Source organism: Pseudomonas sp. MAG733B (assembly GCF_036884845.1).
In the GTDB taxonomy this organism is placed as follows: domain Bacteria; phylum Pseudomonadota; class Gammaproteobacteria; order Pseudomonadales; family Pseudomonadaceae; genus Aquipseudomonas.
Map to the genome: position 1 here is coordinate 5,988,658 of NZ_CP145732.1, position 25,345 is coordinate 6,014,002.

Below are 25,345 nucleotides of genomic sequence, written 5' to 3' on the forward strand. Positions count from 1 at the left end.
CGGTCATCGGTTAAATCCCGCCCATAAAAAAACCGGCCTCGATGGCCGGTTTTTTTTTTACCTGGGGCGTGCCTTACAGAGCGGCAGCGTGCTCGGTCAGGTAAGCCGCAACGCCTTCTGGCGAAGCGTTCATGCCTTTGTCGCCTTTCTTCCAGTTGGCAGGGCAGACTTCGCCGTGCTCTTCGTGGAATTGCAGAGCGTCAACCAGACGCAGCAGCTCTTCCATGTTACGGCCCAGCGGCAGGTCGTTGATGATCTGCGAACGGACAACGCCTTTGTCGTCGATCAGGAACGCGCCACGGAATGCAACGCCGTCAGCGGACTGAACGTCGTAGGCCTTCATGATTTCCTGCTTGATGTCGGCAGCCATGGTGTAACGAACTGCGCCGATACCACCATCGTTTACCGGGGTGTTGCGCCAGGCGTTGTGGGTGAAGTGCGAATCGATCGACACAGCGACCACTTCAACGTTGCGTGCCTTGAACTCGGACATGCGGTTGTCCAGAGCGATCAGCTCCGACGGGCAAACGAAGGTGAAGTCCAGTGGGTAGAAGAACACCAGGCCGTATTTGCCTTTGATGGCCGACGACAGGGTGAAGCTGTCTACGATTTCGCCATTGCCGAGTACGGCCGGTACGGTGAAGTCAGGGGCTTGTTTGCCTACGAGTACGCTCATTGGATATCTCCTGGTGTAGAAGCGTGAAAAACATGGTTCGCATCAGCCTGCCATCCATAGACGACAGCCCTGTGACACGAACCCGTTTCGAAAAGACCGGCCATCATACACTGCGTGTTTGACCTGTCCTCAACGGTTTTTCCCGCAGACGCAAAATCACCACGGCAAAAACGCTCCTGCGCCGCTGAAGGAAAACCGTTCGTCAGCCTTGGCGAAAAGTGCCCGCAAAGCACTTTGACAATCATTCTCGTTAACATTAAGATCCATCGCATTCGAGACATAAACAAGCGACGGTCTTCTCTATGTATGTTTGCCTCTGCACTGGCGTCACCGACGGTAAAATCCGCGATGCGATCTATGAAGGATGCTGCAGCTACAAAGAAGTCCGTTTGGCCACCGGCGTTGCCAGTCAGTGTGGCAAATGTGCCTGTCTTGCCAAGGAAGTGGTTCGCGAAACGCTGATGGAGCTGCAGACAGCCCAGGCCGCGATTCCTTTTCCAGCAGAATTTACAGCTGCGTAAATACCGAATTTCAAAGAACCGGACTCATGTCCGGTTTTTTTATGCCTGAAAATCAACTAGTTATGCTCTAGACGCGGAACACAAACATTCTTATTCCGATTAATTTTCATATATTATTCAATAACTTAGGTTTGACACCCTTAATTGCGCGGCTCAAACTCTGCCTTATAGACAGCTAATACAGGGCAGGACCCCATCATGAAAGGCGACATTACAGTCATCCAGCATCTCAACAAGATCCTTGCCAATGAGCTGGTCGCGATCAACCAATACTTTCTGCATGCGCGGATGTATGAAGATTGGGGTCTGAACAAGCTGGGCAAGCACGAGTACCACGAATCCATCGACGAGATGAAACACGCGGACAAGCTGATCAAGCGCATCCTGTTCCTTGAAGGCCTGCCGAACGTCCAGGACCTGGGCAAGCTGCACATCGGCGAGCACACCAAGGAAATGATCGAGTGTGACCTGCGTATCGAGAAGACCGGCCATGCCGATCTGAAGGTAGCGATCGCTCATTGCGAAAAAGTCGGCGACTTCGGTAGCCGTGAACTGCTTGAAGACATCCTCGAGTCCGAAGAAGAACATATCGACTGGCTGGAAACCCAACTTGGCCTGATCGACAAGATTGGTATCGAGAACTATCTGCAATCGCAGATGGGTGAAGACGAATAAGTTCTGCGCCAATAATCTCGACGCAATAAAAAGCCCCGCACTCTTTTAAAGAGGCGGGGCTTTTTTATGTCTGCCGTTTAAGGAGCAAATCAGGCTTCGGTCTTGGCAGCAGCAGCGGCTTCGACAGCAGCCTTGATGGTGGTTTGCAGCGAACCGTCTGCAGCCATCTCGGTCATGATGTCGCTACCGCCGACCAGCTCACCACCGACCCACAGTTGCGGGAAGGTTGGCCAGTTGGCGTATTTTGGCAGGTTGGCGCGGATTTCCGGGTTCTGCAGGATGTCCACGTACGCAAACTTTTCACCACATGCCATCACGGCCTGTGAGGCTTTAGCGGAGAAGCCGCACTGCGGGGCATTCGGCGAGCCTTTCATGTAAAGCAGAATGGTGTTGTTGGCAATCTGCTCTTTAATCGTTTCGATGATATCCATGGAGCACCTCGGCTGAACTTTCCGACTCATGGGTCGGCACGGTGGCGCATTGTAACGGAAAGCCGAGCGCCATGCTCGGTCTCTCCGTCAGATACGATCAAGCCGCTGCCACGGTCACTGGCACGCCGTTCAACGCCGCATTTCCCGACAATTCGTCGAGCTGACACTCGTCGGTCAGGTCATTGGCGCTGGAACCCGGCTGGCCACTGGCAATCGTCATTTGCACACCCGGTCGCGCATGACCCCAACCGTGCGGAAGGCTGACCACTCCTTTCATCATATCCGGGCTGCCGAGTACTTCCACTTCGATGACGCCAACTCGTGAACTGACCTGCACACGCTGACCGTCGCTCAATCCCCGACTGGCCAGATCCTCCGGGTTCATCAACAACTGATGGCGCGGTTTGCCCTTTACCAGGCGATGGTAGTTGTGCATCCACGAATTGTTGCTGCGTACATGACGGCGGCCGATCATCAGCAGCTCATCAGCGGCCGGGGCCTGCAATGCCGCGAAGCGCGCCAGGTCGGCAAGGATCGCGGCAGGCGCGGCATGAATTCGCTGATTGGCGGTTTTCAGGCGTGGCGCCAGATTAGGTTTCAGTGCTCCCAGATCAACCCCGTGAGGATGATCGAACAAAGTCGCCAATGACAATTGGTGCTCGGAAGCATCGCCATACAACCCCATGCGCAAGCCGCGATCGATCATCTGCGCCGGAGCAATGGTCGGCTTCAGCTCCTTGCCGGTTTTCGCGGCAAACGCCTTGGCCAGCCCAACGAAAATCTCCCAGTCGTGCAACGCACCCTCGGGTTTGGCGAGAATCGCCCGATTGAAACGGCTGACGTTGCGCACCGCAAACATGTTGAACGTGGTGTCGTAGTGATCGTTTTCCAGCGCCGAGGTGGACGGCAGGATCAGATCGGCGTATCGCGTGGTTTCGTTGATGTACAAGTCGACGCTGACCATGAACTCCAGGCCGTCCAGCGCTTGCTCCAGTTGACGCCCGTTCGGTGTGGACAGCACCGGATTGCCGGCTACGGTGATCAACGCTCGAACCTGCCCTTCCCCTTCGGTCAGCATCTCTTCGGCCAGCGCCGACACCGGCAACTCACCGGCATATTCCGGGCGCCCGGACACACGGCTCTGCCACAGATTGAAATGCCCGCCCGACGTCGAGGCCACCAGGTCCACCGCCGGCTCGGTGCACAACGCGCCGCCCTCGCGGTCGAGGTTGCCGGTCACCAGGTTGATCAATTGCACCAGCCAATGGCACAGCGTGCCGAACGCCTGGGTCGAGACGCCCATGCGGCCGTAGCAAACCGCGCTTGGCGCTGCCGCGAAATCCCGCGCCAGTTGACGGATCTGTTCGACCGGCACCGCGCACAACGGGCTCATGGCTTCTGCAGTGAACGTCGCGATGGCCTCGCGCACGTCATCCAGACCCTCCACCGGCAAATGACTGTCGCGGGTCAGGCCTTCAGCGAACAACGTATTGAGCAGCCCAAACAACAATGCTGCATCGCCACCGGGACGCACGAACAGGTGCTGATCGGCGATCGCCGCCGTTTCGCTGCGACGCGGGTCGACCACCACCACTCTGCCGCCGCGAGCCTGAATGGCTTTCAAGCGCTTTTCCACGTCCGGCACGGTCATGATGCTGCCGTTGGACGCGAGCGGGTTGCCGCCGAGGATCAGCATGAAGCCGGTGTGATCGATGTCCGGGATCGGCAGCAGCAAACCGTGGCCGTACATCAAATGACTGGTCAGGTGATGGGGCAATTGGTCGACCGAGGTCGCGGAAAACCGGTTGCGGGTTTTCAGCAGGCCGAGAAAGTAATTGCTGTGGGTCATCAGCCCATAGTTGTGCACGCTGGGGTTACCTTGATAGACCGCCACCGAGTTTTGCCCGTGACGCTCCTGGATCGCCGCCAGGCGTTCGGCGACAAGGTTGAAGGCGTCTTCCCATTCGATGGGCTGCCACTCGCTGCCAACGCGGCGCATCGGTTGATGCAGGCGATCCGGATCGTTCTGGATGTCTTGCAGGGCGACAGCCTTCGGGCAGATGTGCCCGCGACTGAATGTGTCCAGAGGGTCGCCCTTGATCGAAGTGATCTGCACGCTGCCTTCGAGTTCGGTGGTTTCGATGGTCAGGCCGCAGATGGCTTCACACAGGTGGCACGCACGGTGATGGAGAGTCTTGGTCATGGCCAGTCTCTGTTTTGTTCTGGGCGGGCAATAGCGACCGCGGGAACAAAACTATGGCGCCAGCCCGGCCACCGCGCCAGCGACGTTCGTCTTGTGAATCGATGACCATCAGGCCAGCCGATTTAGCCGCGTCGATCAGCTCGCCGGAAGTCCGGGCGGCGCCTGCAACTGGATTTCCTGGACGGTTTCGATCTGCTCGTGAGCGACATGCACGCCGGTCAGTTCGCCGATCAACCGCCAGTGCTCGTCGAGCCCGGTGCTGATGGTGGCCATACGGTCGATCATGCGGCGACCGGCGTCCCGGGTCACCGGGTCGCTGCTGCGCAGCAATTCGAAGGACATCGACGTCATGGAGGCGGTCAGGTGAGTCAGGGAGCGGGCCGTGAGGCCGAGCAATTCCATTAGCTGTTGTTCTTTCGATTCCATCGCGGTGGCTTCCTGCGTCGCTGGTGATTTATTTATAACCCAGCACTTTGCATTAGCAAATGTTTCGGACCAGACGCGCGCGCATGAGGCCCGCGAACAACCAGTCGGAAACCGACCACCAGCGCACCGCCGCCGCCCAGCCTGATTGCCAAGCTGAGCAGGCGCGGTGTACAAATGCCTGGCTGCTGTCAGGAAACAGGCTTCAAAAGCGCTACTGCGGTTATCCCGTAGCCCCTCTGAAATCCCCTAAAAACCGTAGCCCTATTGGTAAGACGCGACATTTAATTATAAGATCGCGCCTTCCCCTATTTCGTCGCCCCGTGCGGCTTACGCCGCAGGTCTCGCCCGTTGTTCCGTTAAACAAGGCTTTGAGCATCTGCGGTTTGTAGCAAAAAGGTAGTCAATGATGAGCGCAAGGCACTTTCTCTCCCTGATGGATTGCACGCCCGAAGAGCTGGTCAGCGTGATCCGTCGAGGCGTTGAGCTCAAAGACCTGCGTAACCGCGGCGTACTGTTCGAGCCCCTGAAAAACCGCGTGCTCGGGATGATCTTCGAGAAGTCCTCGACCCGCACCCGCATTTCCTTCGAAGCCGGCATGATCCAGCTCGGCGGCCAGGCTATTTTCCTGTCGCCCCGTGACACCCAACTGGGCCGTGGCGAGCCGATTGGCGACTGCGCGATTGTCATGTCGAGCATGCTCGACGCGGTGATGATCCGAACCTTTGCCCACAGCAATTTGACCGAATTTGCCGCCAACTCGCGCGTGCCGGTAATCAACGGCCTGTCCGATGATCTGCACCCGTGCCAGTTGCTGGCCGACATGCAAACCTTCCTCGAGCACCGCGGCTCCATCCAGGGCAAGACAGTGGCCTGGATCGGCGACGGCAACAACATGTGCAACAGCTATATAGAAGCGGCCATCCAGTTCGACTTCCAGTTGCGCATCGCCTGCCCGGAAGGTTACGAACCGAACCCGGAATTCGTGGCCAAGGCCGGTGACCGCGTCACCATCGTGCGCGATCCGAAGGATGCCGTGCGCGGCGCCCACCTGGTGAGCACCGACGTCTGGACCTCCATGGGCCAGGAAGAAGAAACCGCCAAGCGCTTGAAGTTGTTCGCCCCGTATCAGGTCAATCGGGCGCTGCTCGATCTGGCCGCCAGCGACGTGCTGTTCATGCATTGCCTGCCGGCCCATCGCGGCGAAGAGATCAGCGTCGACCTGCTCGACGACTCGCGCTCCGTGGCCTGGGATCAGGCTGAAAACCGTCTTCACGCGCAAAAGGCCCTGCTCGAATTTCTCGTCGAGCCGGCGTACCACCACGCATGAGCCAGCCATTACTGCTAAACCTGCGCAACCTCGCCTGCGGCTATCAAGACCAGCGCGTGGTGCAGAACCTCAACCTGCATTTGAACGCGGGCGACATCGGTTGCCTGCTTGGTTCTTCCGGTTGCGGCAAGACCACCACCCTGCGCGCCATTGCCGGTTTCGAACCGGTGCACGAAGGTGATATCCAGTTGGCTGGCGAGACCATCTCCAGCGCCGGTTTCACCCTCGCGCCGGAGAAACGTCGCATCGGCATGGTGTTCCAGGACTACGCGCTGTTTCCGCACTTGAGCGTGTCCGACAACATCGCCTTCGGCATTCGCAAGCATCCGCAAAAGGATCGTGTGACCGAAGAGTTGCTGGAACTGGTCAACCTCAAAGGCCTCGGCAAGCGCTTCCCCCATGAGCTTTCCGGCGGTCAACAGCAGCGTGTTGCCCTGGCCCGCGCCCTGGCGCCGGAGCCGCAATTGCTGCTGCTCGACGAACCGTTCTCCAACCTCGATGGCGAGTTGCGCCGCAAGCTCAGCCATGAGGTGCGCGACATTCTCAAGGCTCGCGGCACCAGCGCGATTCTGGTAACCCACGACCAGGAAGAAGCCTTCGCCGTCAGCGATCACGTCGGCGTGTTCAAGGAAGGCCGACTGGAACAGTGGGATACGCCCTACAACCTCTATCACGAACCGCTGACGCCGTACGTGGCCAGCTTCATCGGCCAGGGTTACTTCATTCGTGGCCAGTTGAGCAGCCCGGAGTCGGTGCAGACCGAGTTGGGTGAATTGCGCGGCAACCGCGCCTACACCTGGCCGGTCGGTGGTGCGGTGGATGTGTTGTTGCGTCCGGACGATATCGTTTATGCGCCAGACAGCGCGTTAAAAGCGCGGATCGTCGGCAAGTCGTTCCAAGGCGCTTCGACACTTTATCGCCTGCAAATGCCGACGGGTGCACAGCTGGAATCGATCTTCCCGAGCCATGTCGATCATCAGATCGGCGCCGAGGTTGGCATTCGTGTCGCGGCGGAGCACCTGGTGTTGTTTCAGGCATCCGGCAGCATGGCGGCGCAGATTCCGGTGGTTGAATCGGGGGTTCGGCGGTACAGCACTGCTCACTGAATACCCACCGCTCCTGTAGGAGCAAAGCTTGCTCGCGATAGCGTCGCCACGGATTAACTGATACACCGTGTCATCGTTCATCGCGAGCAAGCTTTGCTCCTACAAAGTTCAGCGTTAACCCAACATCAGCATGCCACTGGCCACCAGCGTCGCATTCCCGCCTATCTTGACCCGATCCCCTTCCAGCCGGCAGAACAACTCCCCACCTCGCGCAGAACACTGATAAGCCGTCAGACTCGACTTGCCCAGACGTCTGGACCAGTACGGAATCAGGCTGCAATGGGTCGATCCGGTCACCGGGTCTTCATTGATGCCAATCGCCGGTGCGAAATAGCGCGAGACGAAATCGTGTTTATTGCCCCGCGCAGTCACGATGGCGCCCAGCCATGGCAGTTTCGCCAGTGCGACCATGTCCGGTTTGCAGTCGAGCACGGCCTGCTCGGACTCCAGCACCACGAACAACTCGTTCGAACCCAGCACATCGACCGCTTCCACGCCAAGCGCACGCTCGACGTCCAGGGTCACGCCCACTTCCGAAGGGACGATCGACGGAAAATCCAGCCACAAACGCCCACCCTCACGACTCACACTCAGCGGGCCGGACTTGCAAGTGAAGTCCAGGCGCTCAACTGGCTCCTTGTAGATTTCAAACAAAACGTAAGCGCTGGCCAGCGTCGCGTGACCACACAATGGCACCTCGGTGGTCGGGGTAAACCAGCGAATGTGCCAGCCCCGCCCTTCACGCACCACGAAAGCGGTTTCGGCGAGGTTGTGTTCCGCGGCGATCTTTTGCATCAACTCATCGGCGAGCCATGCATCCAGTCGATAAACCATCGCCGGGTTGCCGCTGAAGGGCCGATCACTGAACGCATCGACCTGATGAAACTCAAGCTGCATGAGACTTCTCCTTTATAAGCTCAAGCGCGGCCGATATCGGCGAACGTTGCCTGGGTATGTTCAGCCAGCACCGCGGGCGCCAGTTCGACTTCCAGGCCACGGCGCCCCGCGCTGACAAAAATGCTCGCAAAGGGCTGGGCCGAATTGTCGATAAAAGTGCGCAAGCGCTTCTTCTGCCCCAACGGACTGATGCCCCCCAACAGATAACCGGTGGAACGCTGGGCCGCCGCCGGGTCGGCCATTTCGACTTTCTTCACCCCGGCCGCATGGGCCAGTGCTTTCAAATCCAGAGTCCCGCCAACCGGCACAACTGCCACCAGCAACTCACCTTTTTCACTGGCCGCCAGCAAGGTCTTGAACACTTGCGCCGGGTCCAGTCCGAGCTTTTCCGCCGCTTCCAGCCCGTAGGACGCAGCCTTCGGGTCGTGTTCATAACTGTGCACACGGTGTTCGGCCCGAACCTTTTTCAGCAAATCCAATGCGGGTGTCATGACAGCTCCAGACTTGGCGGCAGTAGAAAAATCCTGCGCCGAATTCTAGGACATTGATCCGCAAAAGGCTCTATCCGGGCGCCGCTTGAACAGGCCACCCACCGTCGCCAGTCACGATCATTCACCGAACTAATAGTTTCTTTGTGACCAGTGGTTCACTTTCGACCTTTGACAGCCGTGTTTCTTGTCTATATTTTTTCGTTTCTGAAACTGTACGAAAAGTCTTACCGCAGTGCCCTGCTGTAAACCGGGAACAGGATGGGGATCCTGCCTTGGTGAAAAACGCGCTTTGACCACAATGGACTGAAAGCGCCAGACAAGAAAAAAATGAGGTTTCAATGACAACTGCTTTACAACAACCGTCGCTCTCGAGCCAATGCATGGCCGAGTTTCTGGGTACTGCACTTCTGATCTTTTTTGGTACAGGTTGCGTTGCCGCGCTCAAGGTCGCGGGTGCCAGCTTTGGCTTGTGGGAAATCAGCATCATCTGGGGCGTCGGCGTGAGCATGGCGATCTACCTGACCGCAGGCGTTTCCGGGGCTCATCTCAACCCTGCCGTGAGCATCGCGTTGAGCATTTTTGCCGACTTCGAAAAGCGCAAATTGCCCTTCTACATTTTCGCCCAAGTGGCTGGTGCCTTTTGCGGCGCTCTATTGGTGTACACGCTGTACAGCAACCTGTTCTTCGATTTCGAACAAACTCACCACATGGTTCGCGGCACCGAAGCCAGCCTGGAATTGGCGTCGGTCTTTTCCACCTTCCCCAACCCGAGCCTGTCCACGGCACAAGCATTCCTCGTCGAAGTCATCATCACCGCCATTTTGATGGGCGTGATCATGTCGCTGACCGACGACAACAATGGCCTGCCCAACGGCCCGCTGGCACCGATCCTGATCGGCCTGCTGATTGCGGTGATTGGCAGTTCGATGGGGCCGCTGACCGGTTTTGCAATGAATCCTGCCCGTGACTTCGGCCCTAAGCTGATGACCTTTTTCGCCGGCTGGGGTGAGATTTCCCTCACCGGCGGGCGCGATATTCCGTATTTCCTGATCCCGGTTTTCGCACCGATAGTCGGTGCCTGCCTCGGCGCAGCGGCTTACCGCGGAATCATCGCCCGTCATCTGCCGAACGCCGTACCTGCTACAAAGGACACATCAACGGCCATTGACGGCAAACCGAGAATTTCTTGATACCGTTGGCGCATGATCCTGCCGAAAAGATCGCGCGCCAGACCTCACTCCCTTATTTCGTCCAAGGCAATCGACATGACCGACACTCAGAATAAGAACTACATCATTGCCCTCGATCAGGGTACGACCAGCTCCCGCGCGATCATTTTCGACCGCGACGCCAACGTGGTCTGCACCGCTCAACGGGAGTTCGCGCAGCATTATCCGCAGGCCGGTTGGGTTGAGCATGACCCGATGGAAATCTTCGCCACCCAGAGCGCGGTGATGGTCGAGGCCCTGGCGCAAGCCGGCCTGCATCACGATCAGGTCGCGGCCATCGGCATCACCAACCAGCGTGAAACCACCGTGGTCTGGGACAAGAACACCGGCCGACCGATTTACAACGCGATTGTCTGGCAGTGCCGCCGCAGCACCGAGATCTGCCAACAGCTCAAGCGCGATGGCCACGAGCAATACATCAGCGACACTACAGGCCTGGTCACCGACCCGTACTTCTCCGGCACCAAGCTCAAGTGGATTCTCGACAATGTCGAAGGCAGCCGCGAACGCGCGCGCAACGGCGAGCTGCTGTTCGGCACCGTCGACAGCTGGCTGATCTGGAAATTTACCGGCGGCAAGGTGCACGTCACCGACTACACCAACGCCTCTCGCACCATGCTCTTCAATATCCACACCCTGGAGTGGGACGCGAAGATGCTGGAGGTGCTGGATATCCCCCGCGAAATGCTCCCGGAAGTGAAGTCGTCGTCGGAAATTTATGGCCGCACCAAGAGCGGCATCGCCATCGGCGGCATCGCTGGCGACCAGCAAGCCGCGTTGTTCGGTCAGATGTGCGTTGAAGCCGGTCAGGCGAAAAACACCTACGGCACCGGTTGCTTCCTGTTGATGAACACCGGCGACAAAGCCGTGAAATCCAAACACGGCATGCTCACCACCATCGCCTGCGGCCCACGCGGCGAAGTGGCCTATGCGCTGGAAGGCGCGGTGTTCAACGGTGGCTCCACCGTGCAATGGCTGCGCGACGAGTTGAAGATCATCAACGACGCCCACGACACCGAATACTTCGCCAACAAGGTCAAAGACAGCAACGGCGTGTACCTGGTGCCCGCCTTTACCGGCCTCGGCGCGCCTTACTGGGACCCGTACGCCCGTGGCGCATTGTTCGGCCTGACCCGCGGTGTTCGTGTGGACCACATCATCCGTGCCGCGCTGGAGTCGATCGCCTACCAGACCCGCGACGTGCTCGACGCCATGCAACAGGACGCCGGCGAACGCCTGAAAGCCCTGCGCGTGGATGGCGGTGCAGTGGCGAACAACTTCCTCATGCAGTTCCAGGCCGACATTCTCGGCACTCAGGTCGAGCGTCCGCAAATGCGCGAAACCACGGCGCTGGGCGCTGCTTACCTGGCGGGCCTGGCCTGCGGTTTCTGGGGTAGCCTGGAAGAGTTGCGCGGCAAAGCGGTCATCGAACGCAAATTCGAACCGACCCTGGACGAAACCGCGAAGGAAAAACTCTACGCCGGCTGGAAAAAAGCCGTCAGCCGCACCCGCGATTGGGCGTCTGAAGACGAGGCTGAATAAGCCCACTTGCAGACTGGTATCAGCTTGTAACTGGTAGGGAGCAGATTCCTGCGGCATCATGGGCAAATTTTGCACGGCAGCCCAAAGGACGCCCCATGAATCTGCCTCCCCGTCAGCAGCAAATCCTCGAGCTTGTCCGCGAACGCGGCTATGTCAGCATCGAGGAAATGGCCACGCTGTTCGTTGTTACCCCGCAAACCATCCGCCGCGATATCAATCAGCTCGCGGAAGCCAATTTACTGCGTCGCTATCACGGCGGCGCCGCTTACGATTCCAGTGTTGAAAACACCGCCTACGCCATGCGCGCCGACCAGATGCGCGATGAGAAGCAGCGCATCGGCGAAGCCATTGCCGCGCAGATCCCCGATCACGCCTCGCTGTTCATCAACATCGGCACCACCACCGAATCCATCGCCCGCGCGCTGCTCAACCACAGCCATCTGAAGATCATCACCAACAACCTGCACGTGGCCTCGATGCTCAGCGCCAAGGACGACTTCGACGTGCTGCTGACCGGCGGCAACGTGCGACGCGACGGTGGTGTGGTGGGTCAGGCCAGCGTCGACTTCATCAACCAGTTCAAGGTCGACTTCGCCCTGGTCGGCATCAGCGGCATCGATGAAGACGGCAGCCTGCTGGATTTCGATTATCAGGAAGTGCGGGTGTCCCAGGCGATCATCGCCAACGCCCGACAGGTGATCCTCGCCGCCGACTCCAGCAAATTCGGGCGCAACGCCATGATTCGCCTAGGGCCGATCAGCCTGGTCGATTGCCTGGTTACCGATCAGCAACCGTCGCCGGCGCTGGCGCAGTTGTTGAACCAGCACAAAGTTCGGTTGGAAGTTGTTTAAGCAAATCACTCCCCTGTGGCGAGGGAGCTTGCTCCCGTTGGGCCGCGAAGCGGCCCTTCAACCATTCAATCGAGTTCATTCAGAATCATCGGATTAGCCGTCGATGCGACGGCTTCGCCGCCGAGCGGGAGCAAGCTCCCTCGCCACAAAAGTCCTCCGCTGACACTTCAATGTTCGTAAATTTTCCTTTACCAGCCCTTCGATGAGTATTTTCAATCGAAGCTGACTGGCTGTGCGCGTCTTTATGGGCTAGTATTTTCGCAAATGAACATTCATGTTCGAATTCAAATACAGAAACCAACAGAACTGATAAAAAGTTCCGAGGCCTTAGCCGATGCCCACTTCTACCTTGCCTACGCCCCCTCTTGCCGAGGTCTACGATATCGCCGTCATCGGTGGCGGGATCAATGGCGTGGGGATCGCAGCGGATGCCGCCGGCCGCGGTCTCTCGGTGTTCCTTTGCGAAAAGGATGACTTGGCCAGCCACACCTCCTCGGCCAGCAGCAAGCTGATCCACGGCGGTCTGCGCTACCTCGAACATTACGAATTCCGCCTCGTGCGCGAAGCCCTGGCTGAACGTGAAGTGCTGCTGACCAAAGCCCCGCACATCGTCAAGCAAATGCGCTTCGTGCTGCCGCACCGCCCGCATCTGCGTCCGGCCTGGATGATCCGCGCCGGCCTGTTCCTGTATGACAACCTCGGCAAACGCGAACAGCTCCAGGGTTCGAAAAGCCTGAAGTTCGGCCCGGACAGCGCGCTGAAAAGCGAAATCACCAAAGGCTTCGAATACTCCGACTGCTGGGTCGACGATGCGCGTCTGGTGGTCTTGAACGCCATGGCAGCCCGGGAAAAAGGCGCCCACGTCCACACTCAGACCCGTTGCGTCAGCGCCCGTCGCACCAAAGGCCTGTGGCACCTGCACCTTGAGCGCGCCGATGGCAGCCTGTTCTCGATCCGCGCCAAAGCGCTGGTAAATGCCGCCGGCCCGTGGGTCGCCAAGTTCATTCGTGACGACTTGAAAATGGAATCGCCGTACGGCATCCGCCTGATTCAGGGCAGCCACCTGATCGTGCCGAAGCTGTACGAAGGTGAACACGCGCACATTCTGCAAAACGAAGATCAGCGCATCGTGTTCACCATTCCGTACCTGAACCACTTCACCCTGATCGGCACCACCGACCGCGAATACACCGGCGACCCGGCTGCCGTGGCGATCACCGACGGCGAAACCGACTACCTGTTGAACGTGGTCAACGCCCACTTCAAAAAGCAGATCAGCCGCGACGACATCCTGCACAGCTATTCCGGCGTGCGCCCGCTGTGCAACGACGAATCCGACAACCCGTCAGCCGTCACCCGCGACTACACCCTCGCGTTGTCGGGCAGCGGTGAAGAAGCGCCGCTGCTGTCGGTGTTCGGCGGCAAGCTCACCACCTACCGCAAACTGGCCGAATCGGCGCTGGCACAACTGGCACCGTACTTCACGCACATCAAGCCGAGCTGGACCGCCAACGCGCCGCTGCCGGGTGGCGAAGACATGACCACTCCGCAGGCGTTGAGCTCAAAAATCCGCGACAAGTTTGACTGGATTCCGACCGAGATTTCCCGTCGCTGGTCCACCACTTACGGCAGCCGGACCTGGCGCATGCTCGAAGGCGTTCAAAACCTCAGCGATCTGGGCGAGCACATCGGCGGCGGCCTCTATACCCGTGAAGTTGATTACCTGTGCAGCGAAGAATGGGCGACCACTGCGCATGACATCCTGTGGCGACGTAGCAAGCTCGGCTTGTTCACCACGCCGGCGGAACAGGAAAAGCTCAAGGATTACTTGAACAAGGTCGAACAGAATCGCAGCAAGATCGAAGCGGCCTGATCGGAGCTCCGGACAAACGAAAGCCCCTGAATCTCACGATTCAGGGGCTTTTTTGTAGCCTCGTTTATTCCCGCAGATCCGACTCATGAATCGGCTGATCACGATGGGTCGCCCGTTGATACTGCGCCGGCCAGATGGCCTTGCGTCCCCCGAGATCATCGTCTGCATGCAGCGGCCAGTACGGATCGCGCAACAGTTCGCGGGCCAGGAAGATGATGTCCGCCTGACAGGTGCGCAGAATGTGCTCGGCCTGCGCCGGATCGGTAATCATGCCTACGGTGCCGGTCGCGATTTCCGCCTCCTTGCGGACCTTTTCGGCGAAGCGCGTCTGATAGCCAGGGCCGGTAGGAATTTCCGCGTTGACCGCCGTGCCGCCAGACGACACATCGATCAGATCCACGCCAAGGGTTTTGAGGCGACGCGCCAGCTCAACGGTTTCGTCCGGATTCCAACCGTCCTCCACCCAGTCAGTAGCCGAGACCCGAACAAACAACGGCAGCTCTTCCGGCCACACCGCGCGCACCGCTTCGGTGACCTGCAACACCAGGCGAATGCGGTTCTCAAATGAACCGCCGTACTGGTCACGCCGTTGATTACTCAGCGGTGAAAGAAACTGATGCAGCAGATAGCCGTGGGCCGCATGCACTTCCACCACTTTGAAACCGGCGTCCAGCGCACGTTTGGCTGCATCGACAAAAGCCTGAATCACATCGGCGATTTCAGCATCGTCGAGCTGTTTGGGTTGTGTGTGCTGTGGGTCAAAAGCAATCGGTGACGGGCCGACCGGCAACCAGCCGCCGTCTTCGGCTTTTACGCTGCCATGCTTGCCGAGCCACGGCCGATAGGTGCTGGCCTTGCGACCCGCATGGGCCAGTTGAATACCGGCCACGCCGCCCTGGGCGGCAATGAAGCGGGTGATGCGTTGCAAGGGTTCAATCTGTTCATCGTTCCACAGGCCGAGGTCTTGCGCGGTGATGCGCCCGTCGGCGGTGATCGCCGTGGCTTCGGTGAACACCAGCCCCGCCCCGCCGATGGCACGGCTGCCGAGGTGGACCAGGTGCCAGTCATTGGCCAGGCCATCGACGCTGGAATACTGGCACATCGGTGATACCGCGATGCGATTGAGCAGGGTCAGTTGGCGAAGGGTATAGGGTTCAAGCAGCAGACTCATGGGGCACCTCTCGAATCAGTGGTCAGGCTCCAGGGTTCTGTTTGAAAAGTCGACGAGTGACAGGAAAAAGGTACAGCACCCGCCCCCGCGGGCAAAGAATTCGACAAGACGTCACAAGGATAATCAAGCAGTGCTTAGAGCCTAGTCGACATCGGGGGATGAGGGAGGGTTCAAGAACTGAAAACACAGACCACCCGCGAACCATACCGTCCTCTGTGGCGAGGGAGCTTGCTCCCGCTGGGTGGCGCAGCCGCCCCAAAACCGCTCCGATAAACCGCATCAGCCAGCATTGGGAGTGCTGCGCCCTCCAGCGGGAGCAAGCTCCCTCGCCACAGAAGCTATCGCGGTTCGATATGGGCAATCATCAGCTGAACGGTCTCGTTCCCACGAAACTCGTTCACGTCGAGCTTATAGGCCAGCTCCACCCACTTGATAGTCGGATTCGGCCAGACGTCCCGGTCGATGCCAAAGGCAATGCCATCAAGCTTGACCGAGCCGCACTCACTTCTGAGCACCACTTTCAGGTGGCGCTCGCCGACCACACGCTGTTCGACCAATTGAAACACCCCGTGAAACAGCGGCTCTGGAAAATGCTGACCCCAAGGGCCGGCATGACGCAGTGCACGCGCCAGTTCCAGGTGAAACTCCTCGACCGCCAGGGTGCCGTCCGACAACAGGCGTCCGGTCAAGTCTTCTTGGCGCAATTGCCGACGCACTTCCGCGTCAAAGGCTTCGGCGAACAACGGGAAATTCGCTTCCGGCAATGTCAGCCCTGCCGCCATCGCATGGCCGCCGTACTTGGTGATCAGGTTCGGATGCTGCGCCGCCACCACGCTCAGGGCGTCGCGGATGTGAAAGCCCTGGACCGAACGGCCCGAGCCCTTGAGCAGGCCGTCTCCGGCATCGGCGAAAGCAATGGTCGGACGGAAATACCGCTCTTTCATCCGCGACGCGAGGATACCGATGACACCCTGGTGCCACTCGGGATCGAACAGGCACAAACCGAACGGCATCGATTCCACCGGCAAATCCTTGAGCTGCGCCAGCGCTTCACGCTGCATGCCTTGCTCGATGGATTTGCGGTCCTGGTTCATGCCGTCCAGTTGAGCGGCCATCTCACCGGCCAGACCGGCGTCTTCAGTGAGCAGGCATTCGATGCCCAGGCTCATGTCATCCAGACGCCCCGCCGCGTTCAGGCGCGGGCCGACGATGAAGCCAAGATCGGTGGAGGTGATGCGCGCATGATCACGCTTGGCCACTTCCAGGATCGCCTTGATCCCCGGTCGGGCACGCCCGGCACGAATCCGCTCCAGGCCTTGGTGCACCAGAATCCGGTTGTTGGCATCCAGCGGCACCACGTCGGCAACGCTGCCCAAGGCCACCAAATCCAACAGTTCGCCGATGTTCGGCTGCGGCTTGCTCGCGTACCAGCCGAGATCGCGCAAACGCGCGCGCAAAGCCATCAGCACATAGAAGATCACCCCGACACCAGCCAGCGCCTTGCTCGGGAACTCGCAGCCCGGCTGGTTCGGATTGACGATGGCGTCGGCCAGCGGCAGCTCATCACCGGGCAAGTGGTGATCGGTGACCAGCACGTTGAGCCCGGCCTTTTTCGCCGCCGCCACGCCTTCGACGCTGGAGATGCCATTGTCCACGGTGATCAGCAGTTGAGGCTGACGCTCCAGCGCCACCGCGACGATTTCCGGCGTCAGGCCGTAGCCATAGTCGAAACGATTGGGCACCAGATAATCGACATGCGCCGCACCCAGCAAGCGCAACCCCAACGTGCCGACCGTACTCGCGGTTGCACCGTCGGCGTCAAAGTCACCGACGATCAGAATCCGCTGACGCTGTTCCAGCGCGGTCACCAGCAAATCCACGGCCGCCTCGATACCCTTGAGCTTCTGGAACGGAATCAGCCGCGCCAGGCTCTTGTCCAGTTCGGCTTCGGACTGCACGCCCCGCGCCGCGTACAGGCGGGTCAATAGCGGCGGAATATCACCGAGGAATGGCAAGGTGTCGGGCAGCAGGCGAGGTTCGATGCGCATGGGGTGACAGGTGCTTCTCTTGAGTACGTAGGATAAAACCGGATGACGTGCGCGGACTCAGCCGCGCTCGCCCGACAACCATTGCAGTTGGACTTCATGCTGACCACGATCATCGGTGACGAAAATCGTCCCTTCGCTGATCATCACGTCCCACTTGATAACGCGCGGCATGTCTTTGGCCAGGGTCTCCAGGACTTCCTGAGGCACGGCAGCGATGTGGACGTTTTTCAGGTTCTTGATCGCCGGGATAACCTTGCCTTCCCAGACGCGCAGGCTGCCATACGCCAGCAGGCTGGTGCGTTCAGTGCGACGCGAGCACCAGGTCAGGCGATCGGCATCCGGCTGGCCGACTTCGATCCAGTGCAGAACACGGTCATCCAGGCTTTTTTCCCACAAGGCTGGTTCATCCACTTCCGACAGACCACGGCCAAAAGACAGCTGCTCGTTGTACCAGAGGGCGTAGGCCAACAGGCGCACGGTCATGCGCTCTTCGGTTTCCGAAGGATGACGGGCGATGGTCTGTTTGACGCTCTCGTAGACGCTGCGGTCGAGGTCGGTGAGGTTCAGTTCAAACTTGTAGGTCGTGGACGGCTGGGCCATGAACGGGCTTCTTGATACGAGGAAAGGCGGCAAGTCTAACCGATGCGGCAGATATTCATCGAATTGAAGGCAATCTCGCTCGGGCGCCTGACAGTCGGCTATGTTAAAACTCTGTATTCGCTCAACCCTTGTCCTACAGGATCCCGTATGTCGTCCACCGCCAAACCGCTTTCAGGCCTCAAAGTCATCGAATTGGGCACGTTGATTGCCGGCCCTTTTGCCTCGCGCATTTGCGCTGAATTCGGTGCCGATGTGGTCAAGGTCGAATCCCCGGACGGTGGCGATCCGCTGCGAAAATGGCGCAAGTTGTATGAAGGCACTTCGCTGTGGTGGTTCGTACAGGCGCGCAACAAAAAGTCGCTGACCCTGAACCTCAAGCATCCCGACGGCCTGGCGATCCTGAAAAAGCTGCTGAGCGAAGCGGACATCCTGATCGAGAACTTCCGCCCGGGCGTATTGGAAAAACTCGGCCTGGGCTGGGACGTCTTGCACGCACTGAACCCAAAACTGGTGATGGTGCGTCTCTCGGGCTTCGGCCAGACCGGACCGATGAAGGATCAGCCGGGGTTTGGTGCGGTCGGCGAGTCGATGGGCGGCTTGCGCTACATCACCGGTTTCGAGGATCGCCCGCCGGTACGCACCGGAATTTCCATTGGCGACTCGATTGCCGCGCTCTGGGGCGTGATCGGCGCGCTGATGGCATTGCGTCACCGCGAGGTCAATGGCGGTCAGGGGCAAGTAGTGGACGTGGCGCTCTATGAAGCGATCTTCGCCATGATGGAAAGCATGGTCCCGGAGTTCGATGTGTTCGGCTTCATCCGCGAACGCACCGGCAACATCATGCCCGGCATCACGCCGTCATCGATCCATACCAGCGCCGATGGCAAACACATACAGATCGGTGCCAACGGCGATGCGATCTTCAAACGCTTCATGCTGATCATTGGCCGCGAAGACTTGGCCAACGATCCAATGCTGGCCAGCAACGACGGTCGTGACAGCCGCCGTGACGAGCTCTACGGGGTCATCGATCGCTGGGTCAACTCACTGCCGCTGGACACAGTCCTTGAGCGGCTGAATCAGGCCGACGTGCCGGCCAGCCGGATCTTCAGCGCCAAAGACATGTTCAGCGATCCGCAGTACCTCGCCCGGGAAATGTTCCTGCAGGCCAAGCTGCCGGACGGCAAAGACTTCAAGATGCCGGGAATCGTGCCGAAACTCTCTGATACACCCGGTGATTGTGAATGGGTCGGGCCGCAACTGGGCGAGCACAATGCGCAGGTACTCCAGGAACTTGGCTATGACGCGTCGCAGATCACACAGCTGCGCAAAGACGGAGCCATTTGAGCTGAAGCGTCTGTTTGCGCAATTCATCAAGCACTGCCTGTGGCGGAACGGGCGGGCGCTGTGTGCTTTGGCGGGTATGCTGCTGATCGCCGCGTTGGCGCCTGTGGCACTGGCGCAACCCAAGGACACGCTGATCTGGCTCAAGCGCGACCTGCCACCGCTGTTCATTTTCGAAGGCCCGAAAAAGGGCCTGGGTGTTATCGATCAATTGCTGCCGAAGCTCATGGCCGGCATGCCTCAGTACCAGCACAGCGTGATGAGGGTCAATCGCGCGCGTGGATTGCAGATGCTCCATGAGCCATCCCTTACCTGCGATGCGGCGCTGAACTGGAGCAAGGAGCGGGAAACCTGGATCGCGTTTTCCTCGCCGGTGTTCCGCGCCATGAGCAACGGCCTGGCCGTGCGGCGGGTTGATCGCGAAGTGCTGGCGCCCTTCATCAAGGACGGCGAAGTGGATCTGGCCGCCCTGCTGGCAACCGGCAGTGTGACCTTGGGGATCATTGCCGAACGCAACTATGGCGAGTACCTCGACACCTTGCTCAAACAGGCGCCGCCCAAGGTGCTGACACGCCATTACGGCAATGACGCCTTGGGCAGTCTGCTGCAAATGCAACGCCTTGGACGCTTGCAACTGCTGTTGGGCTATCGCCCGGAAATCCGCTACCAGGCGCAACAGCAAGGGATCGCCGAGAATGAATTGCAGTTCTTCCCGATCCGCGGCACAGGCAAATACCTGTCCGGATACATCGGCTGCACCAACACGCCGCAAGGCCGACAGGCGATCATCGAGATCAACCAACTGCTGCGCGCCCTGCCCCGCGATCACCTGAGCGAGGCCTACGCGGCTTGGCTCGACCCGGAAAGTCGCAGCGAATACCTGGAAGCTTCCAAAGCATTTTTCGAGCAACAGGCCGGGCAGTGAAAAAAACCGGGCAAAAAGAAACCCCGAGAAGTGGGGAGACGACTCGGGGTTAAACGTGGTCTACATAAAGACCCGTAGCAGCAAGCTACAAGCACCGGAGCACAATGCTTGATCTTGCTGGTAAAGGGTCTGACTGACCTGGGTGCAGGAAGGTTCCCACAAAATTCAATTCAGTTTCGGCTGGCCAGCAGCCGGTCCTGAGCGGCATTGCGCAACGCCGCGATCACACAAGGCTCCAGGCGTCCTTCAGCAATCAACACATCGCGATGCAAACCATCGACCACATCGGTCAACGAACGCTTGTCGATCAACTGCGCCTGACTGAACTCCCGGTCGACCACCACTGCACCGGTCGCGTTCGTCAATGTCACCCGGCATTCGCCATGAAGGCCTGACGGGGTCAATGTCACCTGGTACGGGCTCAGAGCCTCACCGAGCAAGAGACTGATACTTTCCATCTCGATCACCACTCAATAGTCCGAAAACAAAGTGCCTGGGGCGTGTCTACAGTAAATGACCGCCGGCCCGAGAAGAAAGTTCTGGATACCGAGCGCGGGACAATCCGCGCCTCGAGTCAAAAGAGCATGCACGGCAAAGATGACAGAGAAAAAACAGGCGCGTCACGTCTGTCGGGTTCGCTGACCGATATCGATCCATCCCCCCAACAACCCTCGCAATTGACCATCGGCACTGTAAAACGGCACCGTCCATTGATAGATGTCTCTGAGGCCATGCTTGAACAGCAATTGCCGCTCGCTGAACCGTGATTTGCGCGTGCTCAACTGAGTCATGAACTCGGCATGCAAGAGCTCGGCGGTTTCTTTGGGCAAGACTTCAAGTTCGATCAACAGTCGTCCCTGCATCTGATCAAAACGGGCTGACAGGCTCTCCTCATAGCTTTTGTTGCACATGAGCAAACGTCCTTGCCGGTCTCGAACAAACACTGGGTCAGGCATTGCGTCCATCAACGTGTGCTGGAACGCCAACTGATCGCGAAGACCACTCTCGGCACCCTTACGCTGCTCGATTACAGTGGCCAGTCGACGATTCCAGATCAGCGATATCAGCGCGAACAGGCTGACGATCAACACACTCCAGCAAACCCGCCCGGTAACCCCCGACCAGATTGAGGGAGTCGTTGCGGGCGCAATCTCATAAAACCATTTCTGGCGAATGGCTTGCAGTTCGGCAGGCGGAAAAGCCTCCAGTGCTTTGCTGAGAATGCTCAACAGCTGCGGCTGATCTTTGTGCACTGCCAGATAATCAGCATCCCATTTGCCCTCCATCGTTTCACTCACCCTGAGCCGCCCTGACGGATAGAGTCGCGCTCCGATTTCATTGTCGATGGTCGCGTACGCTTCGCCGCTCTCGACCAATGCCCGGGCTTCAGCGTGAGTCTTTACTGAACGCAATTCGATAGACGGGTGGTCGCGACGAATCACGGCCTCCAGCGCATGCCGCGTCGGCAGCACCAGCACCTTTTTCGCCAATTGCTCCAGCGACTGCACAGCGGGAGCCTCTGCATGCCCGACAAACACCCAGCCAGTGCCGCCGAAGGCATGACTGAAATCGAGAAATGCCCTGCGTTCGTCGTTCATGGACAGCATCGTGCTCATATCGGCAGCGCCGCTTTCCAGACGACCGAGCAACTGCTCGGTGGAAAATGTCTCGTCGTAGACAAACTGCAACCCTGTCATGGCGCTGATGCGCTCCAGTACATCGTGATGGAAACCACTCCAATGACCGCGTTCGTCCTTGAACAGATACAAAGGGTATTGTGTCGACGCGACGACAACTGGCGAATGCTCCGCCAACCACTGGCGTTCCTGCGGATCGAGCTCGATCAGAGGCCCGGTAGCCGTCATGTCAGTTTCATACGCTACCAATTGCGCCGCCATCGCCCCCAGGCTCAGCCCCAGGAGCGCAACCAAAAACATCCAGCTCAAGGCTGGCATCAACACTGCGAAATACGGCATTACCACATCCTTGCGCTCGGTCCGCCCGTCCTCAATAGGCGATTTCCCGGCCAGTGTGGCATGCAAAAACAACAAAGCCCGTCAGGAGACGGGCTTCAATGTGTGACAGGTTTTGCCGGTTACAAAGGCTTACCGCGGTTGCCATGCTGACTGACAAAGGCCCGCACGGCTTTCAGGTCGTTCGGCAACACGGTGCAACGCTCGTCTCGCTCAAACAAATCAGAAAGATGTACAGGGAGTTCGAGTGCTTTTCCTACACCGGCTTTCTCCACGGCGTCCGGGAATTTGACCGGATGCGCCGTACCGAGGATGACCATCGGGATATCCAGGCTGCGACGGCATTCGCGCGCGGCCTTGACGCCGATGGCGGTGTGCGGGTCCAGCACTTCGCCGGTCTGCTCGTAGACTTCGGCGATGGTTTCGCAGGTTTGTGCATCATCCACGGCCAGCGAGTCGAACAGTTTGCGGGCTTCGGTCCAGCGCTCTTGCTCGACGCTGAAACCGCCGCCTTGCTTGAAGCTGTCCATCAAACCGGCAATCGCTGCGCCGTTGCGACCGTGCAGGTCGAACAGCAGGCGTTCGAAGTTCGACGAGACCATGATGTCCATTGATGGCGACAACGTGGCGTGCAGGGTTTCCTTGACGTACTGGTTGCCGCTCATGAAGCGGTGCAGGATGTCGTTGCGGTTGGTGGCGACGATCAACTGGTTGATCGGCAGGCCCATGTTGCGCGCCAGGTAACCGGCGAAGATGTCGCCGAAGTTGCCGGTCGGCACCGAGAACGACACCGAGCGCGCCGGGCCACCCAGTTGCAGGGCTGCGTGGAAGTAGTAAACGATCTGGGCCATGATCCGCGCCCAGTTGATCGAGTTCACGGCCACCAGGCGAGTGCCCTTGAGGAAGCCCTGGTCGGCGAAGCTCGCCTTGACCATTTCCTGGCAGTCATCGAAGTTGCCTTCGATGGCGATGTTGTGGATGTTCTCACCGAAAATGGTGGTCATCTGCCGGCGCTGCACTTCCGATACGCGGTTGTGCGGATGCAGGATGAAGATGTCGACGTTTTCGCAATGCTTGCAGCCTTCGATGGCGGCCGAACCGGTGTCACCGGAGGTGGCGCCGACGATCACCACGCGCTCGCCGCGCTTTTCCAACACGTAGTCGAGCAAGCGACCGAGCAGTTGCAGGGCGAAGTCCTTGAACGCCAGGGTCGGGCCGTGGAACAGCTCCAGCACCCATTCGTTGCCGTTCAGCTGACGCAGCGGCGCCACGGCGCTGTGGGCGAACACGCCATAGGTTTCTTCAAGAATCTTTTTGAAATCGGCATCAGGAATGCTGCCGGTAACGAACGGGCGCATGACGCGGAAAGCCAGCTCGTGATACGGCAGGCCGGCCCAGGAAGCGATTTCTTCCTGGGTGAAACGAGGCAGGCTTTCCGGGACGTACAGACCGCCGTCGGTAGCAAGACCGGCCAGCAGGACGTCTTCGAAATTCAGGGCCGGTGCCTGGCCGCGGGTACTGATGTAACGCATGACTGACTCCAATGGACAGTGTTCGTAATGCCGGGCCAGCACGCTGGCCCGGTGAACGATAACGGCTTAGTTAAGGTGCTCGACACGGATCCGTACGACCGGACCGACCACGCCCGCCAAGGCTTCCAGGGCGGCGATCGCGTCGTTGATGCGCTGCTCCAGCACGCGGTGGGTCAGCAGGATCATCGGCACCAGGCCGTCGTGCTCCTCGGCTTCCTTCTGCATGATCGACTCGATGTTGATCCCGCGCTCCGAGAGGATGCTCGCCACCTGGGCCAGCACGCCCGGATGGTCCTTGGCCTGGATGCGCAGGTAGTAGGCGCTTTCGCAGGCTTCGATCGGCAGGATCGGGTGCGCCGACAGCGAATCCGGCTGGAAGGCCAGGTGCGGCACGCGGTTTTCCGGGTCGGAGGTCATGGCGCGAACCACGTCCACCAGGTCGGCGATTACCGACGAAGCGGTCGGCTCCATGCCGGCGCCGGCGCCGTAGAACAGCGTCGAACCGGCAGCATCGCCATTGACCATCACCGCGTTCATCACGCCGTTGACGTTGGCGATCAAGCGATCAGCCGGGATCAGCGTCGGGTGCACGCGCAGTTCGATACCGGCAGCGGTGCTGCGCGCCACGCCCAGGTGCTTGATGCGATAGCCCAGCGCTTCGGCGTAGTTCACGTCAGCGGTGGTCAGCTTGGTGATGCCTTCGGTGTAAGCCTTGTCGAATTGCAGCGGGATGCCGAATGCAATCGAAGCCAGGATCGTCAGCTTGTGGGCTGCGTCGATGCCTTCAACGTCGAAGGTCGGATCGGCTTCGGCGTAACCCAGAGCCTGGGCTTCGGCCAATACGTCTTCGAAGGTGCGACCCTTCTCGCGCATTTCCGTCAGGATGAAGTTGCCGGTGCCGTTGATGATGCCGGCGACCCAGTTGATACGGTTGGCGGACAGGCCTTCACGGATCGCCTTGATCACCGGAATGCCACCAGCTACCGCCGCCTCGAACGCAACGATCACGCCCTTCTCGCGAGCCTTGGCGAAAATTTCATTACCGTGAACAGCGATAAGCGCCTTGTTCGCGGTGACCACATGCTTGCCATTCTCGATGGCCTTGAGTACCAGCTCGCGGGCAACGGTATAGCCGCCCATCAGCTCTATGACGATGTCGATCTCAGGGTTCGTGGCCACTTCAAAGACATCGTTGGTAATCGCAATACCGGTCGTTTGGAACTGAGGCTTTGGCGTGCGCATGGCAATTTGAGCCACTTCGATCCCACGCCCGGCACGACGAGCAATTTCCTCGGCGTTACGCTGAAGTACGTTGAAGGTACCGCCACCGACGGTCCCTAACCCACAGATGCCTACTTTGACCGGTTTCACTGTGAACTCCCCATAAAACGGCCGACTCAAGGCCGGCCGTGAAAACAGCCGCATGCTCGCGGCTCTCTATTAATGGCCCGGCGATGTCGCTGCCGGACCATGCTCGTCAATGGCTGACCGTGACGATGCGAAT

Annotated in this window: 23 protein-coding genes; 10 read left to right on the forward strand and 13 right to left on the reverse strand. The window is 59.2% G+C overall.

Features of this window, described 5'->3' with window-relative positions; translation table 11 throughout:
- Positions 1-73: 73 nt before the first annotated feature.
- Positions 74-676, reverse strand: coding sequence for a peroxiredoxin C (locus V6Z53_RS27430; protein WP_008057532.1), 603 nt, complete (start codon positions 674-676; stop codon positions 74-76).
- A gap of 302 nt (positions 677-978) precedes the next feature.
- Here V6Z53_RS27430 and V6Z53_RS27435 point away from each other — a divergent pair, with 302 nt between their 5' ends.
- Positions 979-1,197, forward strand: coding sequence for a bacterioferritin-associated ferredoxin (locus tag V6Z53_RS27435; RefSeq protein WP_056853602.1), 219 nt, complete (start codon positions 979-981; stop codon positions 1,195-1,197).
- 198 nt (positions 1,198-1,395) lie between these two features.
- Positions 1,396-1,872, forward strand: coding sequence for a bacterioferritin (gene bfr / locus V6Z53_RS27440; RefSeq protein ID WP_338582789.1), 477 nt, complete (start codon positions 1,396-1,398; stop codon positions 1,870-1,872).
- Between the two features lie 89 nt (positions 1,873-1,961).
- Here the strand turns inward: bfr and grxD are convergent, their stop codons facing one another.
- From grxD to V6Z53_RS27455, 3 genes are all read right to left on the reverse strand, one after another.
- Positions 1,962-2,303, reverse strand: coding sequence for a Grx4 family monothiol glutaredoxin (gene grxD / locus V6Z53_RS27445; protein WP_338582791.1), 342 nt, complete (start codon positions 2,301-2,303; stop codon positions 1,962-1,964).
- 97 nt (positions 2,304-2,400) lie between these two features.
- On the reverse strand, positions 2,401-4,506 hold the full coding sequence (locus tag V6Z53_RS27450; RefSeq protein ID WP_338582793.1) for a molybdopterin oxidoreductase family protein: 2,106 nt from the start codon (positions 4,504-4,506) through the stop codon (positions 2,401-2,403).
- 135 nt (positions 4,507-4,641) lie between these two features.
- Positions 4,642-4,932: a hypothetical protein gene (locus tag V6Z53_RS27455; protein WP_338582795.1), complete on the reverse strand. Its 291-nt coding sequence runs from the start codon at positions 4,930-4,932 to the stop codon at positions 4,642-4,644.
- 406 nt (positions 4,933-5,338) lie between these two features.
- Here V6Z53_RS27455 and argF point away from each other — a divergent pair, with 406 nt between their 5' ends.
- Together argF and V6Z53_RS27465 are read left to right on the forward strand one after the other, a co-directional pair.
- On the forward strand, positions 5,339-6,259 hold the full coding sequence (gene argF, locus V6Z53_RS27460) for an ornithine carbamoyltransferase (RefSeq protein ID WP_338582797.1): 921 nt from the start codon (positions 5,339-5,341) through the stop codon (positions 6,257-6,259).
- Positions 6,256-7,365: an ABC transporter ATP-binding protein gene (locus V6Z53_RS27465; protein WP_338582799.1), complete on the forward strand. Its 1,110-nt coding sequence runs from the start codon at positions 6,256-6,258 to the stop codon at positions 7,363-7,365. The genes argF and V6Z53_RS27465 overlap by 4 nt, the downstream gene beginning before the upstream one ends.
- Before the next feature lie 114 nt (positions 7,366-7,479).
- Here V6Z53_RS27465 and V6Z53_RS27470 read toward each other — a convergent pair whose 3' ends face one another.
- Both V6Z53_RS27470 and ybaK read right to left on the reverse strand, forming a co-directional pair.
- The gene (locus tag V6Z53_RS27470) at positions 7,480-8,262 is read right to left on the reverse strand and encodes a PhzF family phenazine biosynthesis protein (RefSeq protein WP_338582801.1); all 783 of its coding nucleotides are present in this window, start codon (positions 8,260-8,262) and stop codon (positions 7,480-7,482) included.
- A 20-nt stretch (positions 8,263-8,282) separates the two neighbouring features.
- The gene (gene ybaK / locus V6Z53_RS27475; RefSeq protein WP_338582803.1) at positions 8,283-8,753 is read right to left on the reverse strand and encodes a Cys-tRNA(Pro) deacylase; all 471 of its coding nucleotides are present in this window, start codon (positions 8,751-8,753) and stop codon (positions 8,283-8,285) included.
- Between the two features lie 338 nt (positions 8,754-9,091).
- Between ybaK and V6Z53_RS27480 the strand changes: the two genes are divergently transcribed.
- The 4 genes from V6Z53_RS27480 to glpD all read left to right on the forward strand — a co-directional run bounded on the left by V6Z53_RS27480 (position 9,092) and on the right by glpD (position 14,248).
- Positions 9,092-9,943, forward strand: coding sequence for an MIP/aquaporin family protein (locus V6Z53_RS27480; RefSeq protein WP_338582805.1), 852 nt, complete (start codon positions 9,092-9,094; stop codon positions 9,941-9,943).
- A 75-nt stretch (positions 9,944-10,018) separates the two neighbouring features.
- On the forward strand, positions 10,019-11,524 hold the full coding sequence (gene glpK, locus V6Z53_RS27485; protein ID WP_338582807.1) for a glycerol kinase GlpK: 1,506 nt from the start codon (positions 10,019-10,021) through the stop codon (positions 11,522-11,524).
- Between the two features lie 95 nt (positions 11,525-11,619).
- On the forward strand, positions 11,620-12,375 hold the full coding sequence (locus V6Z53_RS27490; protein ID WP_007971301.1) for a DeoR/GlpR family transcriptional regulator: 756 nt from the start codon (positions 11,620-11,622) through the stop codon (positions 12,373-12,375).
- 334 nt (positions 12,376-12,709) lie between these two features.
- A complete protein-coding gene (gene glpD, locus V6Z53_RS27495) occupies positions 12,710-14,248 on the forward strand; it encodes a glycerol-3-phosphate dehydrogenase (RefSeq protein WP_338582809.1) in 1,539 nt (512 codons plus the stop codon).
- Between the two features lie 64 nt (positions 14,249-14,312).
- Here the strand turns inward: glpD and V6Z53_RS27500 are convergent, their stop codons facing one another.
- The 3 genes from V6Z53_RS27500 to V6Z53_RS27510 form a co-directional block, all read right to left on the reverse strand.
- Positions 14,313-15,419: an NADH:flavin oxidoreductase/NADH oxidase gene (locus V6Z53_RS27500; protein WP_338582810.1), complete on the reverse strand. Its 1,107-nt coding sequence runs from the start codon at positions 15,417-15,419 to the stop codon at positions 14,313-14,315.
- A gap of 338 nt (positions 15,420-15,757) precedes the next feature.
- Positions 15,758-17,467 (reverse strand): single-stranded-DNA-specific exonuclease RecJ, encoded by a 1,710-nt coding sequence (gene recJ / locus V6Z53_RS27505; protein WP_338582812.1) that lies wholly within the window; start codon positions 17,465-17,467, stop codon positions 15,758-15,760.
- A gap of 57 nt (positions 17,468-17,524) precedes the next feature.
- Positions 17,525-18,067: a YaeQ family protein gene (locus tag V6Z53_RS27510; protein ID WP_053155117.1), complete on the reverse strand. Its 543-nt coding sequence runs from the start codon at positions 18,065-18,067 to the stop codon at positions 17,525-17,527.
- 147 nt (positions 18,068-18,214) lie between these two features.
- Here V6Z53_RS27510 and V6Z53_RS27515 point away from each other — a divergent pair, with 147 nt between their 5' ends.
- Both V6Z53_RS27515 and V6Z53_RS27520 read left to right on the forward strand, forming a co-directional pair.
- Entirely contained in the window at positions 18,215-19,414 is a 1,200-nt protein-coding gene (locus V6Z53_RS27515) for a CaiB/BaiF CoA-transferase family protein (protein ID WP_338582815.1), read from the forward strand.
- Complete coding sequence (locus V6Z53_RS27520; protein ID WP_338582816.1) at positions 19,368-20,336, forward strand: TIGR02285 family protein; 969 nt, start codon at positions 19,368-19,370, stop codon at positions 20,334-20,336. Before V6Z53_RS27515 ends, V6Z53_RS27520 begins: the two co-directional genes overlap by 47 nt.
- A gap of 170 nt (positions 20,337-20,506) precedes the next feature.
- On the opposite strand, the gene V6Z53_RS27525 is transcribed toward V6Z53_RS27520, so the two are convergent.
- The 4 genes from V6Z53_RS27525 to V6Z53_RS27540 all read right to left on the reverse strand — a co-directional run bounded on the left by V6Z53_RS27525 (position 20,507) and on the right by V6Z53_RS27540 (position 25,212).
- Positions 20,507-20,794 (reverse strand): DUF3509 domain-containing protein, encoded by a 288-nt coding sequence (locus V6Z53_RS27525; RefSeq protein ID WP_338582818.1) that lies wholly within the window; start codon positions 20,792-20,794, stop codon positions 20,507-20,509.
- Between the two features lie 162 nt (positions 20,795-20,956).
- Positions 20,957-22,312: a transporter substrate-binding domain-containing protein gene (locus tag V6Z53_RS27530; protein ID WP_338582819.1), complete on the reverse strand. Its 1,356-nt coding sequence runs from the start codon at positions 22,310-22,312 to the stop codon at positions 20,957-20,959.
- Between the two features lie 119 nt (positions 22,313-22,431).
- On the reverse strand, positions 22,432-23,841 hold the full coding sequence (thrC, locus tag V6Z53_RS27535; protein ID WP_338582820.1) for a threonine synthase: 1,410 nt from the start codon (positions 23,839-23,841) through the stop codon (positions 22,432-22,434).
- A gap of 66 nt (positions 23,842-23,907) precedes the next feature.
- Positions 23,908-25,212 (reverse strand): homoserine dehydrogenase, encoded by a 1,305-nt coding sequence (locus V6Z53_RS27540; protein WP_338582821.1) that lies wholly within the window; start codon positions 25,210-25,212, stop codon positions 23,908-23,910.
- Between the last annotated feature and the right edge of the window lie 133 nt (positions 25,213-25,345).